Origin of the sequence: Paenibacillus sp. V4I9 (assembly GCF_030817295.1) — a bacterium.
GTDB lineage: Bacteria > Bacillota > Bacilli > Paenibacillales > NBRC-103111 > Paenibacillus_E.
The window spans coordinates 56,546-74,774 of record NZ_JAUSZE010000001.1 but is presented as its reverse complement, the minus strand read 5'-3'; the positions used below and the strand labels follow the sequence as shown (position 1 = coordinate 74,774).

The window sequence follows — 18,229 nt, the reverse complement described above, 5'->3', positions numbered from 1 at the left end:
CTGCTATGTTTTAAGAAAAGCGCAAAGAAGCAACAATCGGATAATGATCCGACGGGTAGCCCCCTTCAATTTGCCTTCTATCGACTATCGTTTCCAGCAGTTCCACCTCGGGAGATACGAAAATATAATCAATTGGCGCCTCGTCTGCTCCACCTTTGAAGTCATGCGCAGTTCGGCCCACATTTCCTTCCATAGCGTTATAAGCGTCTTTCAGCCAGCCGTTCGGACCTTCTCCACCAAATTCCCCTCTCAAATAACGGATAGGCGGATAGCTTGGATGGCTGTTCATGTCCCCCATTAAAATAACGGGTAAAGAAAGCTCGGACTTGTGCGAACGAATATAATCCCAAATCACTTTAACGCCATTTTCTCTAGCTTCTTTACTGTGATGATCCAAATGGGTGTTGTACACGATAAATGCTTTCTGACTGTGTTTGTCCAGGAATCGAACCCACGTGCACATTCTAGGGAACATGCTGTCCCAGCTTTTGGATGCCGTTACTTCTGGTGTTTCCGAAAGCCAGAAATGACCTTCCTCCAGCACCTCAAGCTCATCCTTCTTATAAAAAATAGCGCAATGCTCATTTTCGTGTTCGCCAAATCGACCCATGCCGATCCAATTGTATGCTTCCAGCTCCCCATGAAGCTCGGTCAGCATGTCATAATAGCCTTCCTGCGTGCCAACAAGAATAGGGTCGTGCTCTTGGATTGTATGGGAAACGCGCCTCACACGATGAGGCCATGCGTTGTCCCCATCCTTCGGCTCATTGTATCGCAAATTGAAAGTCATGACCTTCCACTCCATCGTATATGCACCTCTTCTTTGACTATTCTTTTACAGAACCGAGCATGATGCCATGTATAAAATACTTTTGCAGAAATGGATAAACGATAAGAATCGGCACCATCGAAACTACGATTTTGGCAGCGTTGAGTGTCTTATCCGATACTTTCATTAGTAACTCAAGCTTCGTCGAATCAAGCTCCAACAATGCGTTCTGGTTGACGACGAGCTGCTGAATATACGTTTGCAGCGGATAATATTCTGCACTGCGCATAAAGATCATGCCGTCAAAGAACGAATTCCAGTGACCGACAATACTGAATAAAGTGACAGTAGCCATCGCTGGCAGCGAAAGCGGCAGATAGACTTTTACCATCATATACCAAGGTCCTGCACCGTCCATGTAACCCGCGTCGCTCAGCTCCTTCGGCAAGTTCCGGAAGAAGTTCATTAACAAAATAACATTAAAAACCGGCACCGCACCCGGCAGCACAAGAGCCCACATGGTGTTAAACATCCCTAATGCCTTGACGGTCAAATATAACGGAATAATTCCGCCACTGAACAGCATCGTAAACAGCATGAACCACATATAAACGTTCCGGTATGGGAATTCCTTGCTGCTTCTCGACAACGGGTAAGCCATCATAACGGTCAATACAAAATTGATTCCCCCGCCCAGCAAAACCCGTTTGACAGAAACTAAAAACGCATTGAAAAAATGCGGTTCTTCCATAATTTTGCGATACGATTCCAAAGAAAAGCCAACTGGCCAAAACTTAACGAATCCCCCTGCCGCTGCCGCGTTGTCGCTAAAAGAGACAGAGAACACGTGCACAATAGGCGCAAGCGACATGGCTGAGATGACTAGCATCACCAAGATTAGAGCTGCTTCGGCTATACGAGCCGAAATTGTTTTATTGCGTACCACTGGCATTCACCTGCTTCATTAGAAAATTCTGTAATTCGCATACGTATAGGCAACTCTGTACGAAATAAAGATGAGAATGAAACCGATCGCTGATTTCAACAAACCGACGGCCGTGGCTAAACCATACTGAGCCTGCACAAGTCCTACCCGGTACACATACGTATCGATAATATCACCTGATTCGTAGACAAGAGGATTATACAAATTGAAAATTTGATCAAAACCTGCATTCAAAATATTGCCTATGCTCAGAGTAGCCAGCAAAATAACAGTAGGAACCAAGCTCGGCAGCGTAATATAATACAATTGTTTCAATCTAGCAGCTCCGTCCATTTCGGCCGCTTCATAGAGGGAAGGATTAATGCCAGCAAGTGCGGCTAAATAAATAATGGCAGCAAATCCGAATTCCTTCCAAATGTCCGTACTAACGACAATGCCAGGAAACAAGCTGTTTTTGGCCATAAACATAATCGGCTCAAAACCTAACGCTTTCAACATATTGTTGATAATACCGTCTAACGACAGCATATCCATCACAACACCAGCCAAGATAACCCATGAAATAAAATGAGGCAGGTATACAACCGTCTGCACCCATCTTTTGAATATCCTGAATCTAATCTCATTGAGCAAAATAGCGAATGTAAGCGGAATAATAAGGTGCGCTATAATTTTACACACGGCAATAAATACCGTATTAAAGAAAATCACTTTACTATCTCTCAGTTGAAACATGTACGTAAAATTTTCGAAGCCAATCCATGGAGAGTCCCATATTCCCAATCCGATTTTGAAATCTTGGAACGCAATCGCGATTCCGAACATCGGCACGAGATGAAAAATAATGAGAAGCACGATACCCGGCAGGATCATCAAATGGTAGTGTTTATAGAACGATTTTATGTTCATGAACGATACACCTCTGTTCAAACTTATCCGTTTTTGATGGTAGAAAGAGCGCACCACCATTCGGTTAGGTGATGCGCTCTTTTCATTAACACGTTACTTTTTGGACTTGCTGATTTCATCCGTTACTTCTTTCGTGATTTCGTCGCCGCCTTGTGCTTTCCAATCGGTAACGAACTTATCAAACGAATCAAGGGGCTTCTCGCCCATTACGATGCCGAAGAAAGTTTCATTCTCCAATTTTTGTAGATTAACCCATTTTCTTTCCATCGTTTTCGTATTTGCTGTAAATTCGCTGTACACCTTATTCATGTTCATCTTCAGCAAATCTGCTGGAACGGTATACCCGAAATATCCTGACCAATCTTTCAGATCTGCTTTCGGATTGGCTTTATCGCGAGTTGCCTTTGCATGCAATTCTTTCATTTCAGGATTCAGCTCTTCAGGCTTGATTTGTCCGCTCATCGCCTTTTTCAATGTATCGGACTTTCTCTCCACAGCATCCGCATAATCGTAGGTGGAATTTCCGATCGGCCAGTACTCTGCGCTTACCGTGAAGTCTAATTTCAATGCGTCAGGATCTACTTTACGCTGAGCATTGATAAACGTGTTCGCGTAAATCATAGCCGCTTCAGGATTCTTCATCCCTTTCCTTCACAACAATAAACTGTGTACTTACTGGCACCATCATCGTGTTCACAGTCCCTTTGGCATCAGGGATCAAATAAGGCACGAAATCAGCCTTCGGATTGAGCTTCATAGCATCAGCAGCCAACCCGCCGGACCACCAGGGTCCGAAGAACATACCCGCTTTGCCGGATACGATATTCTCGTTCGGATCTTTGCGCAAAGCAAATTCCTTATCAATTGCACCTGCTGCATACATGTCACGCAGCTTGCCGAGTGCTTGCTTCGTTTCAGGAAGTATCGAAGCATAAGCAATCTTGCCGGAGCTATCCTTGACCCAGTTGGAAGGATAAGCACCGAACGCCTGGAAAATACCTTTAAAGTCACCTCGTTGCGCTTTACCGCTTACAGTTAAAGCTTTCTCGAAACCGGCGATTCCAATTGTATCCGCTTTGCCACTACCGTCTGGATCTTTCTCTACGAAAGCTTTGGCGATCGCAGCGACATCGTTAATCGACTTTGGCGGCTGAAGTCCCAATTTATCCATCCAGTCCTTGCGTACCCACGCCATACTTGCAGCATCCGCTTGCACGCTAATATTCGGAATACCCATCAATTTACCTTTATAAGTTGCTTTCTCAATCGCTTTGTTGTTCGTTGATGCATACAATTCCTTAGCTAATGGGGAAGCATATTTGTCATACACTTTGCTTAAGTCCTCAATCTGTCCGGCTTCGGCGAGGGTAAGGAAGATTTGCTCATTTACAAGCATAACATCGGGCAGATCGTTGCTCGCGATGGCCAGTTTCATCTTTTGCTCATAGTCCTGTGAAGCTGCATACCATAAGATTTTAAAGTTGATATTTGTTTTTTCCGAGATATATTTCATGTACTGATTGCTTTCTACTGTATCGCCGGCAGGTAACTTTGCGCCTGGGCTCAAGCTTTTGAAGGTGGTCACTTCAATCGGATTCGGCATTTTAAACGGGTCCACCTTAACGCTCGGATCTGCAGCTTGCCCGCCGCCGTCCTTGCTGGTCCCTCCGCTGTTGCTTGAACATGCCGACATGAGAACAACCAATGCAATCATAGAAATTAGAGCTTTTTTCTTTTTCATATTGCCCCTCCTCATTAATTACCCTTCACTTACATCTTAAAGAAAATGAGAGGCATTCGGGTCAGTTAATGTCTTACGTTTAGGAGCAAATCGTCTCCTAATTGGCATCCTGGGAACGTTTAGGAGACGAAAGTGTACTTCATTGGAGACGATTTGTGTCACTGTCGTTTTGTAAAAGCCCGAATTTATCTCTGGCTCTTGCGAAACTCACCAGGCAGCATCCCCGTCAACTCCCGGAATACTTTGCCAAAATATTTTTCATTCGGATACCCAGCCTGCGTGGCGATCCAACCAATCGTTTTCCCTGTTTGACTAAGCAGTATTTTCGCGTGATTCACCCGCACTTCCCGGATATAATCGTTAAATGTTTTCCCGGCAATATCCCGAAAACAGCGGCTGAAATAGCTGCGACTCATATTCACCCTTTTTGCGATGTCCGGCAGAAGAAGCTCATTTTGAAATTCTTGATGAATAATGTCTACTGCCTTCCAAATACTTGCTTTCACTTCCTGCGAATACGGTCCTTCATCCTCTTCGGCAAACGCAGGAGTGCCCTGGATCTCTACTTTCGTTTCCCTTGTTCGTACATGCTGCTCCTGCATTTTACCTACAATTCTTCTTAAAATTTCGTCCATCTGCTCATGTTCAAGCTCGACCTTGGTCATATAATCCAGCGCCCCTAGGCGAAGCGCTTCCTGAATCAGTTCAAAATCCTGATGAAACGTTAATACGACCATGCTAATATCCCGATACCGTTCTTTCACACACCTCATCAAATCTATACCTGACATAACAGGCATCGCTAAGTCGGTAATGAGCAAGTCCACTTGATTATTCTCCAGAAACTCCAACGCTTTTTTGCCGTTACCGGCTTCTCCTACAACCTCTAGATTATGCTCACGCCAAGGCATCATCGCGATGAAGCCTTTACGCACCAAGTGATCATCGTCCACAACCATAACTTTTATCATCCGAGTACACCTCCTATTGGAAGACGAAGTATGATCGTCGTCCCTGAGCCGATTGTGCTTTTAATATGAAAACTCGCGGCTTCTCCGAATTGGAACTTCACCATACGGTTTACATATTGCAGCCCGATTCCCATACCTACCTTCTTTTTCTCTAACGTGTTCTCGCTCATTAATTGAACGATTTCTTCCTCTGTCATCCCGTCTCCATTGTCTCTAACTTCAATAATGACATGCGAGTCACCGTCTTCTATGACACTGACCTCGATAATACCTTTATCCTCCAAGCCGTGATACAACGCATTTTCAACAAGCGGCTGTAGAATGAACCTTGGAACCGGCAGCTCAAGCGCCTCGGAATCGGCATGGATTTTCACATCAAATTGAAAGTTATAACGGATGCCCTGCAGCTCAACATAATTTTTCAAAGCCTCAATCTCATCTTTAATTCGAGCAGGCCCGCCTTTACCGAGATTATAATAGAGCACTTTATTCAACGTAGAAACCAAGCGGTCAATATCCTTCTGCCCATTGGCACGAGCCAGCCAGCGAATAGTATCGAGCGTATTGTGAATGAAGTGTGGATTGATTTGCGTCATTAATTTCTCGACTTCGAGATATGCCTTGCTTTGCTCCTTCTGCTCCACCTCGCCGATTAATTCGAAGATTCGGCTTCTCATTTCTGCGAACTCTTTATAAATAACCGCAAACTCCAAGATCTGAGATTGTCTTCTCGGGAAAACCTCGTTGTTACTTTTTACATTGCGAATATCCGTACTCAGCAGCTTGAGCGGACGGTATACCGTTCGCCAAATCAACCAGGCAATGAAGAAACTTGCTATAAGCGTTAAGATGGCAAAAAAGGTGAACTGCTTGATCCACCTATTTACTTCGAGGTTGTATACCGATTTGGGGACAGCGGCCAACACCTTCCAAGATTGATTGCTGGTCTCCTCAAACATCATATATTTGCCCGAAATGTCTTTATTCGATTGGTTATTGGCATTATGCAGCATGCCCACAGGAAAATCAGTGGAATTCTCGCTATAAACAATTTGGCCAAGATTATCAACGATAAGATGTACCAAGTTGCCGCCGAATTGTTCGTTATCTTTGAGTATGCTTTCGGCCAATTTAAAGTTAGTTTCGATATAGACATATACATCGTCACGATCCGGCAGCTCGACTTTGCGCAGGATGGACAGCACTTCATTGCCGTCGATCGGGTTTAAAGAAAGATGCGGTCCCATATAAGTAAGTTTATCGAATTTAATAAGTACAGGTAGCTGCTTAAGGTCGTAATCGTCCCGAACGTTAAAATTCTCAAATAATAGTTGCTTGTCTTTCTCAAAGTAATAAAACATTAATCCAAGGGTCGGGTTCGTAAAATGAATCAAGCCTAACTCGCTTCTGATCTCGTCGTTCAATCTTTTCTTCTCATATAGATCAGCTGATAAATAGTTCTCTAGACTTTTGCCAACCCTCCCGTCAAAGGCGAGCTGCTGAGAAGTGTGATTTAACTGTCCGAGCGTATCTTCAAGCAATAGCCTTACTTGATGCAAATTACTTTGGACCCCGCCCTCTGCTTTATTTTGTAAAATCGCATACATAGAGAAATAAGAAATACTCCCAATAAGAATTAAGGGTGCGAGTGAGCTGATAAACAGGATCAGGATTAGACGATATTTCAACGAATGCGGCTTCGGATGTAAACCCCTAATTTTAAGTATTGTCATGATTCAGCCTCACTTTGCTAACTTCCTAACATTGCCTAGTATACCTAACATATAAAACGCTTACAACGGTCAATTAATTGAGAAAAATGAAAAAGCACAACCCTTTGATGAACAAAAGGCTGTGCTTTATAAGTTTAAGCTATTTCAAAGCTTTCATAGCGATATCCGTACGGTAATGCTTCCCGTCAAAATGAATCCGATCCGCATCCGCATATGCTTTCTGGCGAGCTTCAATGATATCTTTGCCAAGACCTGTGATTCCAAGAACGCGTCCGCCATTGGTGACAATTTGGCCGTTCTCGATGGCTGTCCCCGCGTGGAACACTAGCGAGTCTTGCACTTGATTAAGCCCAGTGATCGGCAACCCTTTCGGGTAAGGACCTGGGTAGCCTGGTGAAGCTACAATCACACAAACTGCCGCTTCCTCGCTCCACTCGATCGGCTGTTCAGCCAAAGTTCCGTTGTTGATAGCTAAGAAAATATCAAGAAGGTCAGTCTTGAGGCGAGGCAAAATAACCTGCGTCTCTGGATCACCGAAACGTGCGTTAAACTCAATGGTTTTCACGCCATTCGGGGTCAAAATCAAACCGGCATAAAGTACGCCCTTGAATGGACGGCCTTCTTTTACCATCGCATCAGCTGTAGGTTGAACGATGTTCACAAGCGCTTCCTGTACAATCGACTCTGGGATATGCGGCAGCGGGGAGTACGTACCCATTCCGCCAGTATTTGGCCCTTTATCGTTATCAAAAACAGGTTTATGATCCTGCGAAGGCACCATAAGACGAACCGTGGCCCCATCGACAAAAGCTAGCAGTGACATCTCTTGCCCCGTTAGGAACTCCTCAATCACCACGCTGGCTCCGGATTTGCCAAACACTTGATCCACCATAATATCGCGAAGCGCGGCTTCCGCCTCCTCCATCGTTTGCGCAACGGTAACACCTTTTCCAGCAGCTAAGCCGTCCGCTTTAATAACAATTGGCGCCGACTGACTGCGCAAGTATGCAAGCGCTGGCTCATAAGCGTCGAAAGACTCGTAAGCTGCCGTAGGGATACTGTATTTCTTCAATAGCTCCTTCATAAACACCTTGCTGCCCTCAATAATCGCCGCATTCGCGCGAGGTCCGAAAGCCTCGATACCTTTGGACTCCAAATGGTCAACCAAACCTGCTGCTAATGGATCATCAGGTGCTACCATCACGAGGTCAATCGCCTGCTCCTTCGCAAATGTACTGATCTCCTCGAATTGCAGTTCCGTAATCGGCACACATTCCGCCAAACCAGCAATCCCGCCGTTCCCCGGTGCGCAGAACAATTTGCTGATCTTCGGGCTTTTGCTGAGTGCCCATACAATCGCGTGCTCACGCCCGCCTCGTCCAATAACTAATACACGCATCCTAGGTAACCCCTCTCATGGGGAATGCCCACGGTCCTGTTAATGATCGTGAGCATTCTCAATTGTTTTAGTGTTTAAAGTGACGAACGCCTGTCATGACCATCGCAATGCCATTTTCGTTCGCTACGCGGATGGATTCTTCGTCTTTAATGGAGCCGCCCGGTTGAATCACCGCTGTGATTCCCGCTTTTGCTGCCATTTCAAGCGTGTCACCCATTGGGAAGAACGCATCGGAAGAAAGGACGGAGCCTTTCGCCTTGTCGCCAGCTTGCTCAATGGCGATTTTGGCCGCGCCAACGCGGTTCATTTGACCAGCGCCCACGCCAACCGTCATATCGTCTGCAACGAGTACGATTGCGTTAGATTTAACGTGCTTAACTACTTTCCATGCGAAAAGTAATTGTTTCATCTCTTCAGCCGTCGGTTGACGTTCGGAAACGACTTTCAAGTCAGCTTCGGTTAGCTGGTAAGCATCGCTAGCTTGTACGAGCATGCCGCCTTCAACCGTTGTAATCACTGGCTCCGCTTTGCGACCAGCTACTGTATCTAAGCCGCTTACTTTGAGTAGGCGAATGTTTTTCTTTTTAGAAAGGATCTCGAGCGCTTCCGGTGTAAAATCAGGCGCAATGACGATTTCCAGGAAAATCTCATGCAGCAGCTGCGCTGTTGCTTCGTCAACCGCACGGTTCGCAGCAACGATTCCACCGAAGATGGAAGTCGGGTCTGCATTGTACGCTTTCGTGTAAGCCTCTAGTACGTTTGTACCGATACCTACCCCGCAAGGATTCATGTGCTTAACGGCTACAACCGCAGGCTCGCTGAATTCTTTGACAATCTGAAGCGCAGTATTAGCGTCGTTAATATTATTGTACGATAGTTCTTTACCGTGTAACTGTTCAGCTGTTGTAATGTTGCCAGCAGCCGCATTCGGCTTGCGATAGAAAGCCGCGCTTTGATGCGGGTTCTCTCCGTAACGAAGCTCCTGCATTTTCTCATAAGTCACTGTATAGCGCTCTGGGTAAGGCTCGCCTTGCAGGCCAGTCAAGTAGTCACCAATCAACGCATCGTAAGCTCCAGTGTGACGGAACACTTTGGCAGCTAGACGTTTGCGCGTTTCCAGCGTTGTGTCGCCAGTCTCTTGCACTTCTTCCAGCACCTTCGCATAGTCGGTTGTATCCACGATAACGGAAACGAACGCATGATTCTTAGCTGCGGAACGAAGCATAGTCGGTCCACCGATATCGATGTTCTCAATCGCATCTTCGTAAGTCACATCAGGCTTCGCAATCGTTTCAGCAAAAGGATACAAATTCACGACAACCAGATCAATATACTCCAAACCGAGCTTCTTCATGCTCTCTTGGTGCTCCACGTTGTCACGAACTGCTAGTAGTCCGCCGTGAACATTCGGATGAAGCGTTTTGACGCGGCCATCCATGATCTCCGGAAACCCTGTAACCTCGGAAATACCGATCACCGGCACCCCTTTATCCTTCAACAAACTAAGCGTACCGCCCGTAGAAATGATCTCAACGCCCAGCTTCGACAGCTCGCTCGCGAATTCAACAATTCCCGTCTTATCGAAAACGCTGATTAGTGCTCTTTTGATTGCCACTATGCTTCCTCCCAGAAAATTGATTTTGTATGTTAGATGATTACTTTAAAAGCTAGTTGTTACCGCAGAAGCGCCAGCCCGCCGCGGCTGAAAGTGCGTTTTTGGTCGTCTCACGACCAAGTTGGTCCATTACTGCTGCTGAGAGTGCGTTCTTTGTCGTCTCACGACCAAGCTGGTCCCTTACTGCTGCCGAGAAGGCCTTTTCGGACTTCTCAGCGAGCTGGTCGGGCTGAACAGCCGCTTTCGGCCGCTGAGAGTGCGTTTTTGGTCGTCTCACGACCAAGTTGGTCCATTACTGCTGCTGAGAATGCCTTTTCGGACTTCTCAGTGAGCCGGTTGGGCTGAACAGCCGCTTTCGGAGGCTGAGAGTACTTTCTTGGTCGTCTCACGACCAAGTTGGTCCATTACTGCTGCTGAGAAGGCCTTTTCGGACTTCTCAGCGAGCCGGTTGGGCTGAACAGCCGCTTTCGGAGGCTGAGAAGTGCGTTTTTGGTCGTCTCACGACCAAGCTGGTCCATTACTGCTGCTGAGAAGGCCTTTTCGGAATTCTCGGCGAGATCGCAAAGCTGATCAGCCACTTTCCGTCGGCTGAGAAGGCTAATTTGTTTTAAAATCCTCGCGCATACAGATGAGTTATCCACAGGGACCTTGATCAGGATTTACGTACCAACAGACATGGAGCAAGCTCCTATAGCAATTAGCAGATTCTACGGCCCCGTCTGTTTTGCCGTTTATCAAAACGCAGTCACAAAGCGGATACCCAGATCCTACGACCGCACGCTAACCCTGCGGCCATCCAAGCTCAAGCGGTCCTCGCGCAGCCAGCGAATCACCTGCGGCAGCAGCACGTGCTCAGCCGCATGGATGCGCTCCGCCAGCGAGTCCGCAGTCTCGTGCTCGTGGATCTCCACGGCGCGCTGGGCGATAATCGGTCCGGAGTCCAGCCCGCCATCCACGAAGTGAACGGTCACGCCGGTTTGCTTCACGCCATACTCGACGGCTTGCTCGATCGCACGCACGCCGGGAAAAGACGGCAGCAGCGAAGGATGAATGTTGATCATGCGCCCGAAATACGGCTCAACAAGCACATTCGTAATAATCCTCATGTAGCCGGCCATTACGATCAGATCAACCTGACGATCTTGCAGTTCCTTAAGAATAAGAGCCTCATAAGCCTCACGACTCCCATATTCCTTCGGAACAAACGTGAAAACAGGCACCTTCGCCTCTACAGCACGCTCCACCACATACGCTTGCGGGCGGTCACAGACAAGAAGCTCGATGCTGACATCAAGCTTCCCCTTCTGTACCTGATCTACGATGGCCTGGAAATTCGAGCCGCTGCCCGAAGCAAAAACCGCAATACGGTAAGGCTGCATTAAACCTCAGCTCCTTGGAACGTCACTACACGCTCGCCTTCTGTAACAACACCAAGACGGTAGGCTTTCTCGCCTTGTGCTTCTGCTGCTGAAATAGCCTTCTCCGCGTCGTCTGCGCCCACGATAACAACCATCCCGATGCCCATGTTGAACGTGCGGAACATATCGTTGTTCGTAATGCCGCCCTCACGCTGCATCAACCCAAAAATCGGCAGAATCGGCCACGATCCATATTGGATTTCGACGTTCACACCATCAGGCAGAACGCGCGGAATATTCTCGATAAAGCCGCCGCCTGTAATGTGTGCCATCCCTTTGATTGCAACATCTTCAAGCATCGCAAGAACTGGCTTCACATAAAGCTTCGTTGGCTCAAGCAGCACATTACCAAGCTTATCGCCCAGTTCATCCACATGCCCTTGAAGCGTATAACCGCCATCTTCCAGCAAAAGCTTGCGCACAAGAGAGAACCCGTTACTGTGCACACCGCTCGATGCCAGACCTAGAACCACGTCTCCAGGACGGATCGTTGTACCATCGATGATCTTTTTCTTGTCGACGATTCCAACCGTAAACCCGGCAATGTCATACTCCCCTGACGCATACATGCCCGGCATTTCCGCCGTTTCGCCACCGATAAGTGAGCAGCCAGACTGCGCACAACCGTCAGCGATCCCTTTAACGATAGCTTCGATTTTCTCTGGAATTACTTTGTCACAAGCGAGATAGTCGAGGAAAAAAAGCGGCTCCGCGCCTTGAACGATAATATCATTCACGCACATCGCAACAGCATCGATCCCAATCGTATCATGCTTATCCATTGCAAAAGCGATCTTCAGCTTCGTGCCCACGCCGTCCGTACCAGATACGAGCACAGGCTCCTCGTACTTGTCTTTGTTCAAGCTGAACAGCCCGCCGAAGCCACCGAGGTCAGTTAACACTTCAGGACGGAATGTCCGTTTAACGTGCTTTTTCATCCGTTCTACTGCTTCGTTCCCCGCCGCGATATCGACTCCAGCCTTTTTGTAAGCATCCGACACTTAGCAATCACTCCTTAGTTTGTCTATGTATCGGGAGGTCCTAAGACCATCCCGTTATTTCAAATCATTTTAATCGCAAGCACAACCAACCTTTGTAACATCTACAATTTCCGTTGGATAGGTATTATCGAAGCAAGCCGTACAGTAGCCGCTTTCTGCCCCTGCCGAACCTTGGCCGATCGAATCTAACAATCCTTCTTTAGTCAGAAAATGCAAGGAATCCGCATTGATCGCTTTACGAATCTCTTCGATAGAATTCATCGCAGCGATCAGCTCTTTCCGATCCGGAGTATCAATTCCGTAGTAGCATGGGTTCATAAAAGGCGGCGAAGAGATTCGCACGTGCACTTCTGTTGCCCCAGCTTCTCTTAATAGATTGACGATTCTCAAAGACGTTGTCCCGCGAACGATGGAGTCATCAATCATGACAACACGCTTGCCTTCGACGACTTTGCGAACGGCGCTCAGCTTCATTTTAACACCTTGCTCACGAAGCTCTTGGCTTGGAATAATGAACGTCCTGCCTGTGTAGCGGTTCTTGATCAGACCCAGCTCATAAGGGATACCCGTTTGTTCCGCATAACCGATCGCAGCCGAAATACTCGAATCCGGCACCCCGGTCACAATATCAGCGTCAACGAAAGCTTCCATCGCCAGTTTCTTACCCATCCGCTTACGTGCGGAGTGAATATTCACCGTATCAATGTCACTATCTGGACGAGCAAAGTAGATATACTCCATCGCACAAATCGCACGTCGACCGCTTTCCGTGAACCGCTCCGAGCGGAAGCCGTCGCGGTCAATCACGATGATTTCCCCCGGCTGCACATCACGGAAATACGTAGCTCCCACCGCATCGAAGGCGCAGGACTCGGAAGCGAACAAGTATGCATCTCCCAGACGGCCGATCATGAAGGGACGAAGTCCGTTCGGATCGAGCGCAGCAATCATTTTATCTTTGGTAGTGATCAGGAAGGCAAAGCCGCCGATAACTTGATTCATCGCATCTTTAACCGCATCTACAATATCGTCGTGCTCCGAACGGGCAATCAAATGCGCCATAACCTCGGTGTCGCTCGTCGTTTGGAAGATCGAACCCTTCTTCTCAAGCTCGCGCTTGATAATGTTGGCATTATCGAGGTTACCGTTTGTCGCAATCGCAAGGTCGCCCTCCCGATATTTGAAAACTAGAGGCTGCGCGTTCGCCAGCTTGCTCTCGCCTGCTGTGGAATAACGCACATGCGCAATCGCTGTGGAACCTGTCAGAGGCGATAAATTCTCGTTAGTGAACACCTCTTTGGCAAGTCCCATCCCGCGATAGTAGTTAAACTTTTCATCTTCTACTGTACAGATACCAGCGCTTTCCTGTCCGCGGTGCTGCAGGGCATGCAGCCCGTAATAGCACAGAGAGGAAGCGTCGGGATGACCATACACCCCGAACACCCCGCACTCCTCATTCAGCTTATCAAACAATCCGCCTTGGCCGCCTACACCTTCGTTGAAATACTCTCCTGTCCAAAGCTCATGCTGCCCGTCGCCCACTTGGACAACAGGAGCAGCAGGAAGCTTTAGGGCCTCTGATTGTTTCACGCCATTAGACATGGAATCGCATCCTTCCAGACTTTCGCCAGCTCGTTTACCGGAGACTGGAGACGCTGTTCGTTATTGATTTTAACGGTCAGATCTGAACCTGTTACTGTTCCAATTTCTTGATAAGGTACGCCTTGTGAAGCAACCCAGTGTTTCAAAGCGTCCGCTTTATCAGGGGAAGCACTCAGCAAAATACGGGATTGTGATTCACTGAACAGCGTGAAGTCAGGACGAAGGTCAGACGCTACATTAACAGCTGCGCCTACTTTACCACCGATACAGCTTTCAGCCAAAGCAACGGCCAAGCCGCCTTCGGATAAGTCATGCGCAGAAGCTACAAGACCTTCTTGAATTGCTTTTAGTACAGCATTTTGCAGGCGTTTCTCTGTAGCCAAATCCAATTCAGGAGGACGGCCTTCAGTTACACCGTGAATCACATATTGGAATTCACTGCCGCCAAGCTCCGCTTTCGTCTCGCCTAGCAGGATGATGATGTCGCCTTCTTTTTTGAAGCTTTGCGTTGTGATGTGATCGATGTCATGAACAAGACCAACCATCCCGATGACCGGAGTTGGGTAGATCGCACCTTTGGCGTTCTCGTTGTAAAGCGAGACGTTACCGCCGATAACCGGCGTATCCAAGAAGCGGCAAGCTTCTGCCATACCGTCAGTGGATTTCTCCAGCTGCCAGAAAATTTCTGGCTTGTCTGGGCTGCCGAAGTTCAGGTTATCCGTAACCGCGAGCGGCTCAGCGCCGGAGCAGACAACGTTACGTGCTGCTTCAGAAACGGCGATCCGTCCGCCAACTTCCGGATCCAGGTACACATAGCGTCCGTTGCAGTCGGTTGTCATCGCGAGGCCCTTGCGGGTACCGCGAATGGTCACAACCGCTGCGTCCGAACCCGGACGCACTGCCGTATCTGTACGAACCATGTGGTCATACTGGTTGTAAACCCACTCTTTGCTTGCTACCGTCGGAGACGCGAGGACAGCCTTAAGCGCATCCGTCAATTTCGTTACCTCTGGGTAACGAGTCGTGTCGATCGATGCGCTAGCTTCGTAATAAGCCGGCACTTTGCTCGGCTTATTGTACACCGGGCACTCGTCGACGAGTGCGCCGACAGGCATGTTCCCCACGACTTCACCGTGGTGGATCAACTTCAGGTAACCGTCATCGGTTACCTTGCCGACTTTGGCGCAGTGGAGACCCCAGCGCTCAAAAATGCCCTTAGCTTGCGCCTCATGCTTCGGCTCAACAACGAAAAGCATACGCTCTTGAGACTCAGACAGCATCATTTCATAGGCGGTCATGCCTTCTTCGCGCTGCGGAACTTCATCAAGGTAAAGCTCCATGCCGTTACCTGCTTTACTAGCCATCTCTGCGCTGGAGCAAGTAAGCCCCGCAGCGCCCATATCTTGAATTCCGAGCACGATGCCGGAATTAATTAACTCTAAGCACGCTTCCAGCACGAGCTTCTCCATGAACGGATCGCCCACTTGTACCGCTGGGCGCTTCGCTTCGGACTCAGCCGTAAGCTCCTCGGATGCGAAAGTCGCACCGTGGATACCGTCGCGGCCAGTCGCTGGTCCAACGTAGAACACTGGGTTGCCAACACCTTTGGCAACACCGCGTTGAATCATGTTGTGGTCGATAAGACCCACGCACATCGCATTAACGAGCGGGTTCCCCTCGTAGCTCTCGTCGAACATCACTTCGCCGCCGACTGTCGGAATCCCGATACAGTTCCCGTATCCAGCGATTCCGGATACAACGTGCTCGAACAAGTACTTCACGCGGTCGTTTTCCAGCTTGCCGAAACGCAAGGAATTCAGAATCGCTACCGGGCGCGCGCCCATGGAGAAAATATCACGAATAATACCGCCCACACCTGTCGCCGCGCCTTGATAAGGCTCGATCGCTGAAGGGTGGTTATGACTTTCTATTTTGAAAACAACCGCTTGGTTGTCTCCGATATCTACAATCCCTGCGCCTTCGCCAGGTCCCATCAGGACGCGAGGTCCTGTAACTGGGAATTTGCGAAGAACAGGTTTGGAGTTTTTATAAGAACAATGCTCGGACCACATAACGCTGAATACACCGATTTCTACATAGTTCGGATTGCGTCCAAGGAAGCCGCAAATTTTGGCAAACTCTTCGTCCGTTACGCCCATTTGCTTGTAAAATTTTCTGCTCCGCGATTTGCTCGGCTGTTGGTTCATTAACGGATAGCTGCTGCGTCATGTTTCTCCCTCCAAGCGCTTAGAATTGATGTAAACATTTTCTTACCATCTGCGGAGCCAAGAATCTCATGAACGGCACGCTCTGGATGAGGCATCATACCAACTACATTACCAGCTTTATTACTGATTCCAGCGATATCATCAAGTGATCCGTTCGGATTGTTCCCTGCTTCATAACGGAATACGATTTGATTGTTTTCTTGTAATTCTTTTAGCGTAGCTTCGTCACAATAGTAGTTACCTTCGCCGTGAGCGATTGGAATTTCAATCAGCTCACCCTCCGCGTAATCACGCGTGAAAGCCGTTGTGTTGTTCTCCACTTTGAGAATCGTTTGGTGGCAGCGGAATTTCATTCCGTTGTTGCGCAGCAAAGCGCCTGGCAGCAATCTTGCTTCCGTTAACACTTGGAATCCGTTACAAATACCTAGAATGTACTTGCCTTCTTCCGCCGCCTTAACCACAGCTTTCATGACGTTCGTAAATTGTGCAATCGCTCCGCAACGCAGGTAATCCCCATAAGAGAATCCACCCGGCACGAGGATGCAGTCGTATTTGGACAAGTCGCCATTTGTATGCCAAACATACTCAACCGGCTGACCAATGGTATCTTCGATTGCTTTGTACATATCGATGTCGCAGTTCGATCCCGGAAATACAAGAACCGCAAAATTCATGACGTATTCCTCCTCTAGCGTTTTGCCTTGGCAAAACTTTTTTCGTAAAAATCTGGTATGTTACGCCAACTCGTAGCGGTAGTCTTCGATAACCGTGTTCGCAAGCAGCTTCTCGCACATTGCTTTTACGCGCGCTTCCGCTTCTGCTTTATCCGTTGTATCCAGTTCTAACTCCAAGTATTTCCCGATTCGCACCTTGCCAACTTCGTCAAAACCCATGGAATGAAGCGCTCCTTGCACCGCAGTTCCTTGAACATCCAGTACGTTCTGCTTGATCGTTACATAGACCGTTGCTTTCATTTCTAATCTCTCCTTAGAGTTAATTTAATCCACCAAACGGTGTAAAATTTCTTTATAACGGTTCGAAGTTTCTTCCACAACGGAAGCTGGAAGCTCATCCGGCTCACTATTTTTATCCCAACCCGATCCCGCTAAATAAGTGCGAACGGGCTCTTTGTCCATCGAATCAATCTCGATATCCAGGGCGTATTTATCTTCGGACCAGTAACGCGAGGAATCCGGCGTGAAAATTTCATCAATAATAATAAGTTCACCCGCATAAAAGCCGAATTCAAACTTCGTATCTGCTAAAATAATGCCCTTTTGCTCACAAATCGCATGAGCCAATGTGTAAAGCATAATGCTTCGCTCTTGCAGCTCATAAGTCAGCTTCTCGCCGACTAATTCAATCATTTGTTCCACGGAAATGTCTTCGTCATGACCGACATCATTTTTAGCCGCAGGTGTGAAAATAGGATCTTGCAAGCGCTCGTTTTTGCGCAGGCCTTCAGGCAGCTTACGACCGTTAATCTCGCCTGTTTTCTCGTACTGTCTCCAACCGTTGCCTGTGATATACCCGCGAACTACGCATTCAATGGAGATGCGCTCCGCTTTTTTCGCTACAATAATACGTTCCTTTAGAAGCTCTCTATCTTCCGCACTCGGAATAATCGCGTGGAGCTTTTCTACGTCCGTATGCACAATGTGATTGCTCATATAACCGCTCGTCACGCCGAACCAGTATTTACTTAGCGCGTTCAGAACGTACCCCTTATCAGGAATACCAGGCTTCAACATGTAATCAAAAGCCGAAATCCGATCCGTCACCACGATAAGAAAATGTTCGCCTAGATCATAAAGTTCACGTACTTTACCCTTATGAACCAGGGGAGCGTTAATCATTTCAGTGGCTGAATCCACGATAATGCTTGCCACGAACCACA

Annotated in this window: 15 protein-coding genes and 1 pseudogene; all 16 read right to left on the bottom strand. The window is 47.9% G+C overall.

Translation table 11 applies throughout. The annotated features are described in order from the left end of the window. Positions 1-10 precede the first annotated feature (10 nt). The 16 genes and pseudogenes from QFZ81_RS00315 to QFZ81_RS00240 all read right to left on the bottom strand — a co-directional run bounded on the left by QFZ81_RS00315 (position 11) and on the right by QFZ81_RS00240 (position 18,188). The gene (locus QFZ81_RS00315; protein ID WP_307600871.1) at positions 11-790 is read right to left on the bottom strand and encodes an endonuclease/exonuclease/phosphatase family protein; all 780 of its coding nucleotides are present in this window, start codon (positions 788-790) and stop codon (positions 11-13) included. A gap of 37 nt (positions 791-827) precedes the next feature. Then, positions 828-1,715: a carbohydrate ABC transporter permease gene (locus tag QFZ81_RS00310; RefSeq protein ID WP_307600869.1), complete on the bottom strand. Its 888-nt coding sequence runs from the start codon at positions 1,713-1,715 to the stop codon at positions 828-830. Positions 1,716-1,733: 18 nt separating this feature from the next. Then, a complete protein-coding gene (locus QFZ81_RS00305) occupies positions 1,734-2,624 on the bottom strand; it encodes an ABC transporter permease (RefSeq protein ID WP_307600867.1) in 891 nt (296 codons plus the stop codon). A gap of 93 nt (positions 2,625-2,717) precedes the next feature. Beyond that, positions 2,718-3,266, bottom strand: coding sequence for a hypothetical protein (locus QFZ81_RS00300; RefSeq protein WP_307600865.1), 549 nt, complete (start codon positions 3,264-3,266; stop codon positions 2,718-2,720). After that, on the bottom strand, positions 3,253-4,365 hold the full coding sequence (locus QFZ81_RS00295) for an extracellular solute-binding protein (protein ID WP_307600863.1): 1,113 nt from the start codon (positions 4,363-4,365) through the stop codon (positions 3,253-3,255). The genes QFZ81_RS00300 and QFZ81_RS00295 overlap by 14 nt, the downstream gene beginning before the upstream one ends. Before the next feature lie 185 nt (positions 4,366-4,550). Next, entirely contained in the window at positions 4,551-5,336 is a 786-nt protein-coding gene (locus QFZ81_RS00290; RefSeq protein WP_307600861.1) for a response regulator transcription factor, read from the bottom strand. Beyond that, a complete protein-coding gene (locus tag QFZ81_RS00285) occupies positions 5,333-7,069 on the bottom strand; it encodes a sensor histidine kinase (RefSeq protein ID WP_307435054.1) in 1,737 nt (578 codons plus the stop codon). Before QFZ81_RS00285 ends, QFZ81_RS00290 begins: the two co-directional genes overlap by 4 nt. 139 nt (positions 7,070-7,208) lie before the next feature. Beyond that, the gene (gene purD, locus QFZ81_RS00280; protein WP_307600859.1) at positions 7,209-8,468 is read right to left on the bottom strand and encodes a phosphoribosylamine--glycine ligase; all 1,260 of its coding nucleotides are present in this window, start codon (positions 8,466-8,468) and stop codon (positions 7,209-7,211) included. A gap of 67 nt (positions 8,469-8,535) precedes the next feature. Then, a complete protein-coding gene (gene purH / locus QFZ81_RS00275; RefSeq protein WP_307435056.1) occupies positions 8,536-10,083 on the bottom strand; it encodes a bifunctional phosphoribosylaminoimidazolecarboxamide formyltransferase/IMP cyclohydrolase in 1,548 nt (515 codons plus the stop codon). 767 nt (positions 10,084-10,850) lie between these two features. After that, a complete protein-coding gene (purN, locus tag QFZ81_RS00270; protein WP_307435058.1) occupies positions 10,851-11,462 on the bottom strand; it encodes a phosphoribosylglycinamide formyltransferase in 612 nt (203 codons plus the stop codon). After that, entirely contained in the window at positions 11,462-12,502 is a 1,041-nt protein-coding gene (purM, locus tag QFZ81_RS00265; RefSeq protein WP_307435060.1) for a phosphoribosylformylglycinamidine cyclo-ligase, read from the bottom strand. The genes purN and purM overlap by 1 nt, the downstream gene beginning before the upstream one ends. Positions 12,503-12,571: 69 nt before the next feature. Next, positions 12,572-14,104, bottom strand: a complete 1,533-nt coding sequence (gene purF / locus QFZ81_RS00260; protein WP_307435062.1) for an amidophosphoribosyltransferase — start codon at positions 14,102-14,104, stop codon at positions 12,572-12,574. After that, positions 14,089-16,333: pseudogene (gene purL / locus QFZ81_RS00255) on the bottom strand (phosphoribosylformylglycinamidine synthase subunit PurL). The gene purF and the pseudogene purL overlap by 16 nt, the downstream one beginning before the upstream one ends. Further along, positions 16,311-17,006, bottom strand: a complete 696-nt coding sequence (gene purQ, locus QFZ81_RS00250) for a phosphoribosylformylglycinamidine synthase subunit PurQ (RefSeq protein ID WP_307600858.1) — start codon at positions 17,004-17,006, stop codon at positions 16,311-16,313. The pseudogene purL and the gene purQ overlap by 23 nt, the downstream one beginning before the upstream one ends. A 60-nt stretch (positions 17,007-17,066) precedes the next feature. Beyond that, a complete protein-coding gene (purS, locus tag QFZ81_RS00245; protein WP_029198287.1) occupies positions 17,067-17,306 on the bottom strand; it encodes a phosphoribosylformylglycinamidine synthase subunit PurS in 240 nt (79 codons plus the stop codon). A gap of 24 nt (positions 17,307-17,330) precedes the next feature. Next, the gene (locus QFZ81_RS00240) at positions 17,331-18,188 is read right to left on the bottom strand and encodes a phosphoribosylaminoimidazolesuccinocarboxamide synthase (RefSeq protein WP_373462719.1); all 858 of its coding nucleotides are present in this window, start codon (positions 18,186-18,188) and stop codon (positions 17,331-17,333) included. Between the last annotated feature and the right edge of the window lie 41 nt (positions 18,189-18,229).

Excerpts from the sequence above, each read along its gene's own strand:
- purQ (WP_307600858.1), bottom strand. The coding sequence starts at position 17,006 with ATGAATTTTGCGGTTCTTGTATTTCCGGGATCGAACTGCGACATCGAT.
- QFZ81_RS00240 (WP_373462719.1), bottom strand. The coding sequence starts at position 18,188 with ATGATTAACGCTCCCCTGGTTCATAAGGGTAAAGTACGTGAACTTTAT.
- QFZ81_RS00295 (WP_307600863.1), bottom strand. The coding sequence starts at position 4,365 with ATGAAAAAGAAAAAAGCTCTAATTTCTATGATTGCATTGGTTGTTCTC.
- QFZ81_RS00315 (WP_307600871.1), bottom strand. The coding sequence starts at position 790 with ATGACTTTCAATTTGCGATACAATGAGCCGAAGGATGGGGACAACGCA.
- purF (WP_307435062.1), bottom strand. The coding sequence starts at position 14,104 with ATGTCTAATGGCGTGAAACAATCAGAGGCCCTAAAGCTTCCTGCTGCT.
- purS (WP_029198287.1), bottom strand. The coding sequence starts at position 17,306 with ATGAAAGCAACGGTCTATGTAACGATCAAGCAGAACGTACTGGATGTT.
- purD (WP_307600859.1), bottom strand. The coding sequence starts at position 8,468 with ATGCGTGTATTAGTTATTGGACGAGGCGGGCGTGAGCACGCGATTGTA.
- QFZ81_RS00300 (WP_307600865.1), bottom strand. The coding sequence starts at position 3,266 with ATGAAGAATCCTGAAGCGGCTATGATTTACGCGAACACGTTTATCAAT.
- QFZ81_RS00305 (WP_307600867.1), bottom strand. The coding sequence starts at position 2,624 with ATGAACATAAAATCGTTCTATAAACACTACCATTTGATGATCCTGCCG.
- QFZ81_RS00285 (WP_307435054.1), bottom strand. The coding sequence starts at position 7,069 with ATGACAATACTTAAAATTAGGGGTTTACATCCGAAGCCGCATTCGTTG.
- QFZ81_RS00290 (WP_307600861.1), bottom strand. The coding sequence starts at position 5,336 with ATGATAAAAGTTATGGTTGTGGACGATGATCACTTGGTGCGTAAAGGC.
- purN (WP_307435058.1), bottom strand. The coding sequence starts at position 11,462 with ATGCAGCCTTACCGTATTGCGGTTTTTGCTTCGGGCAGCGGCTCGAAT.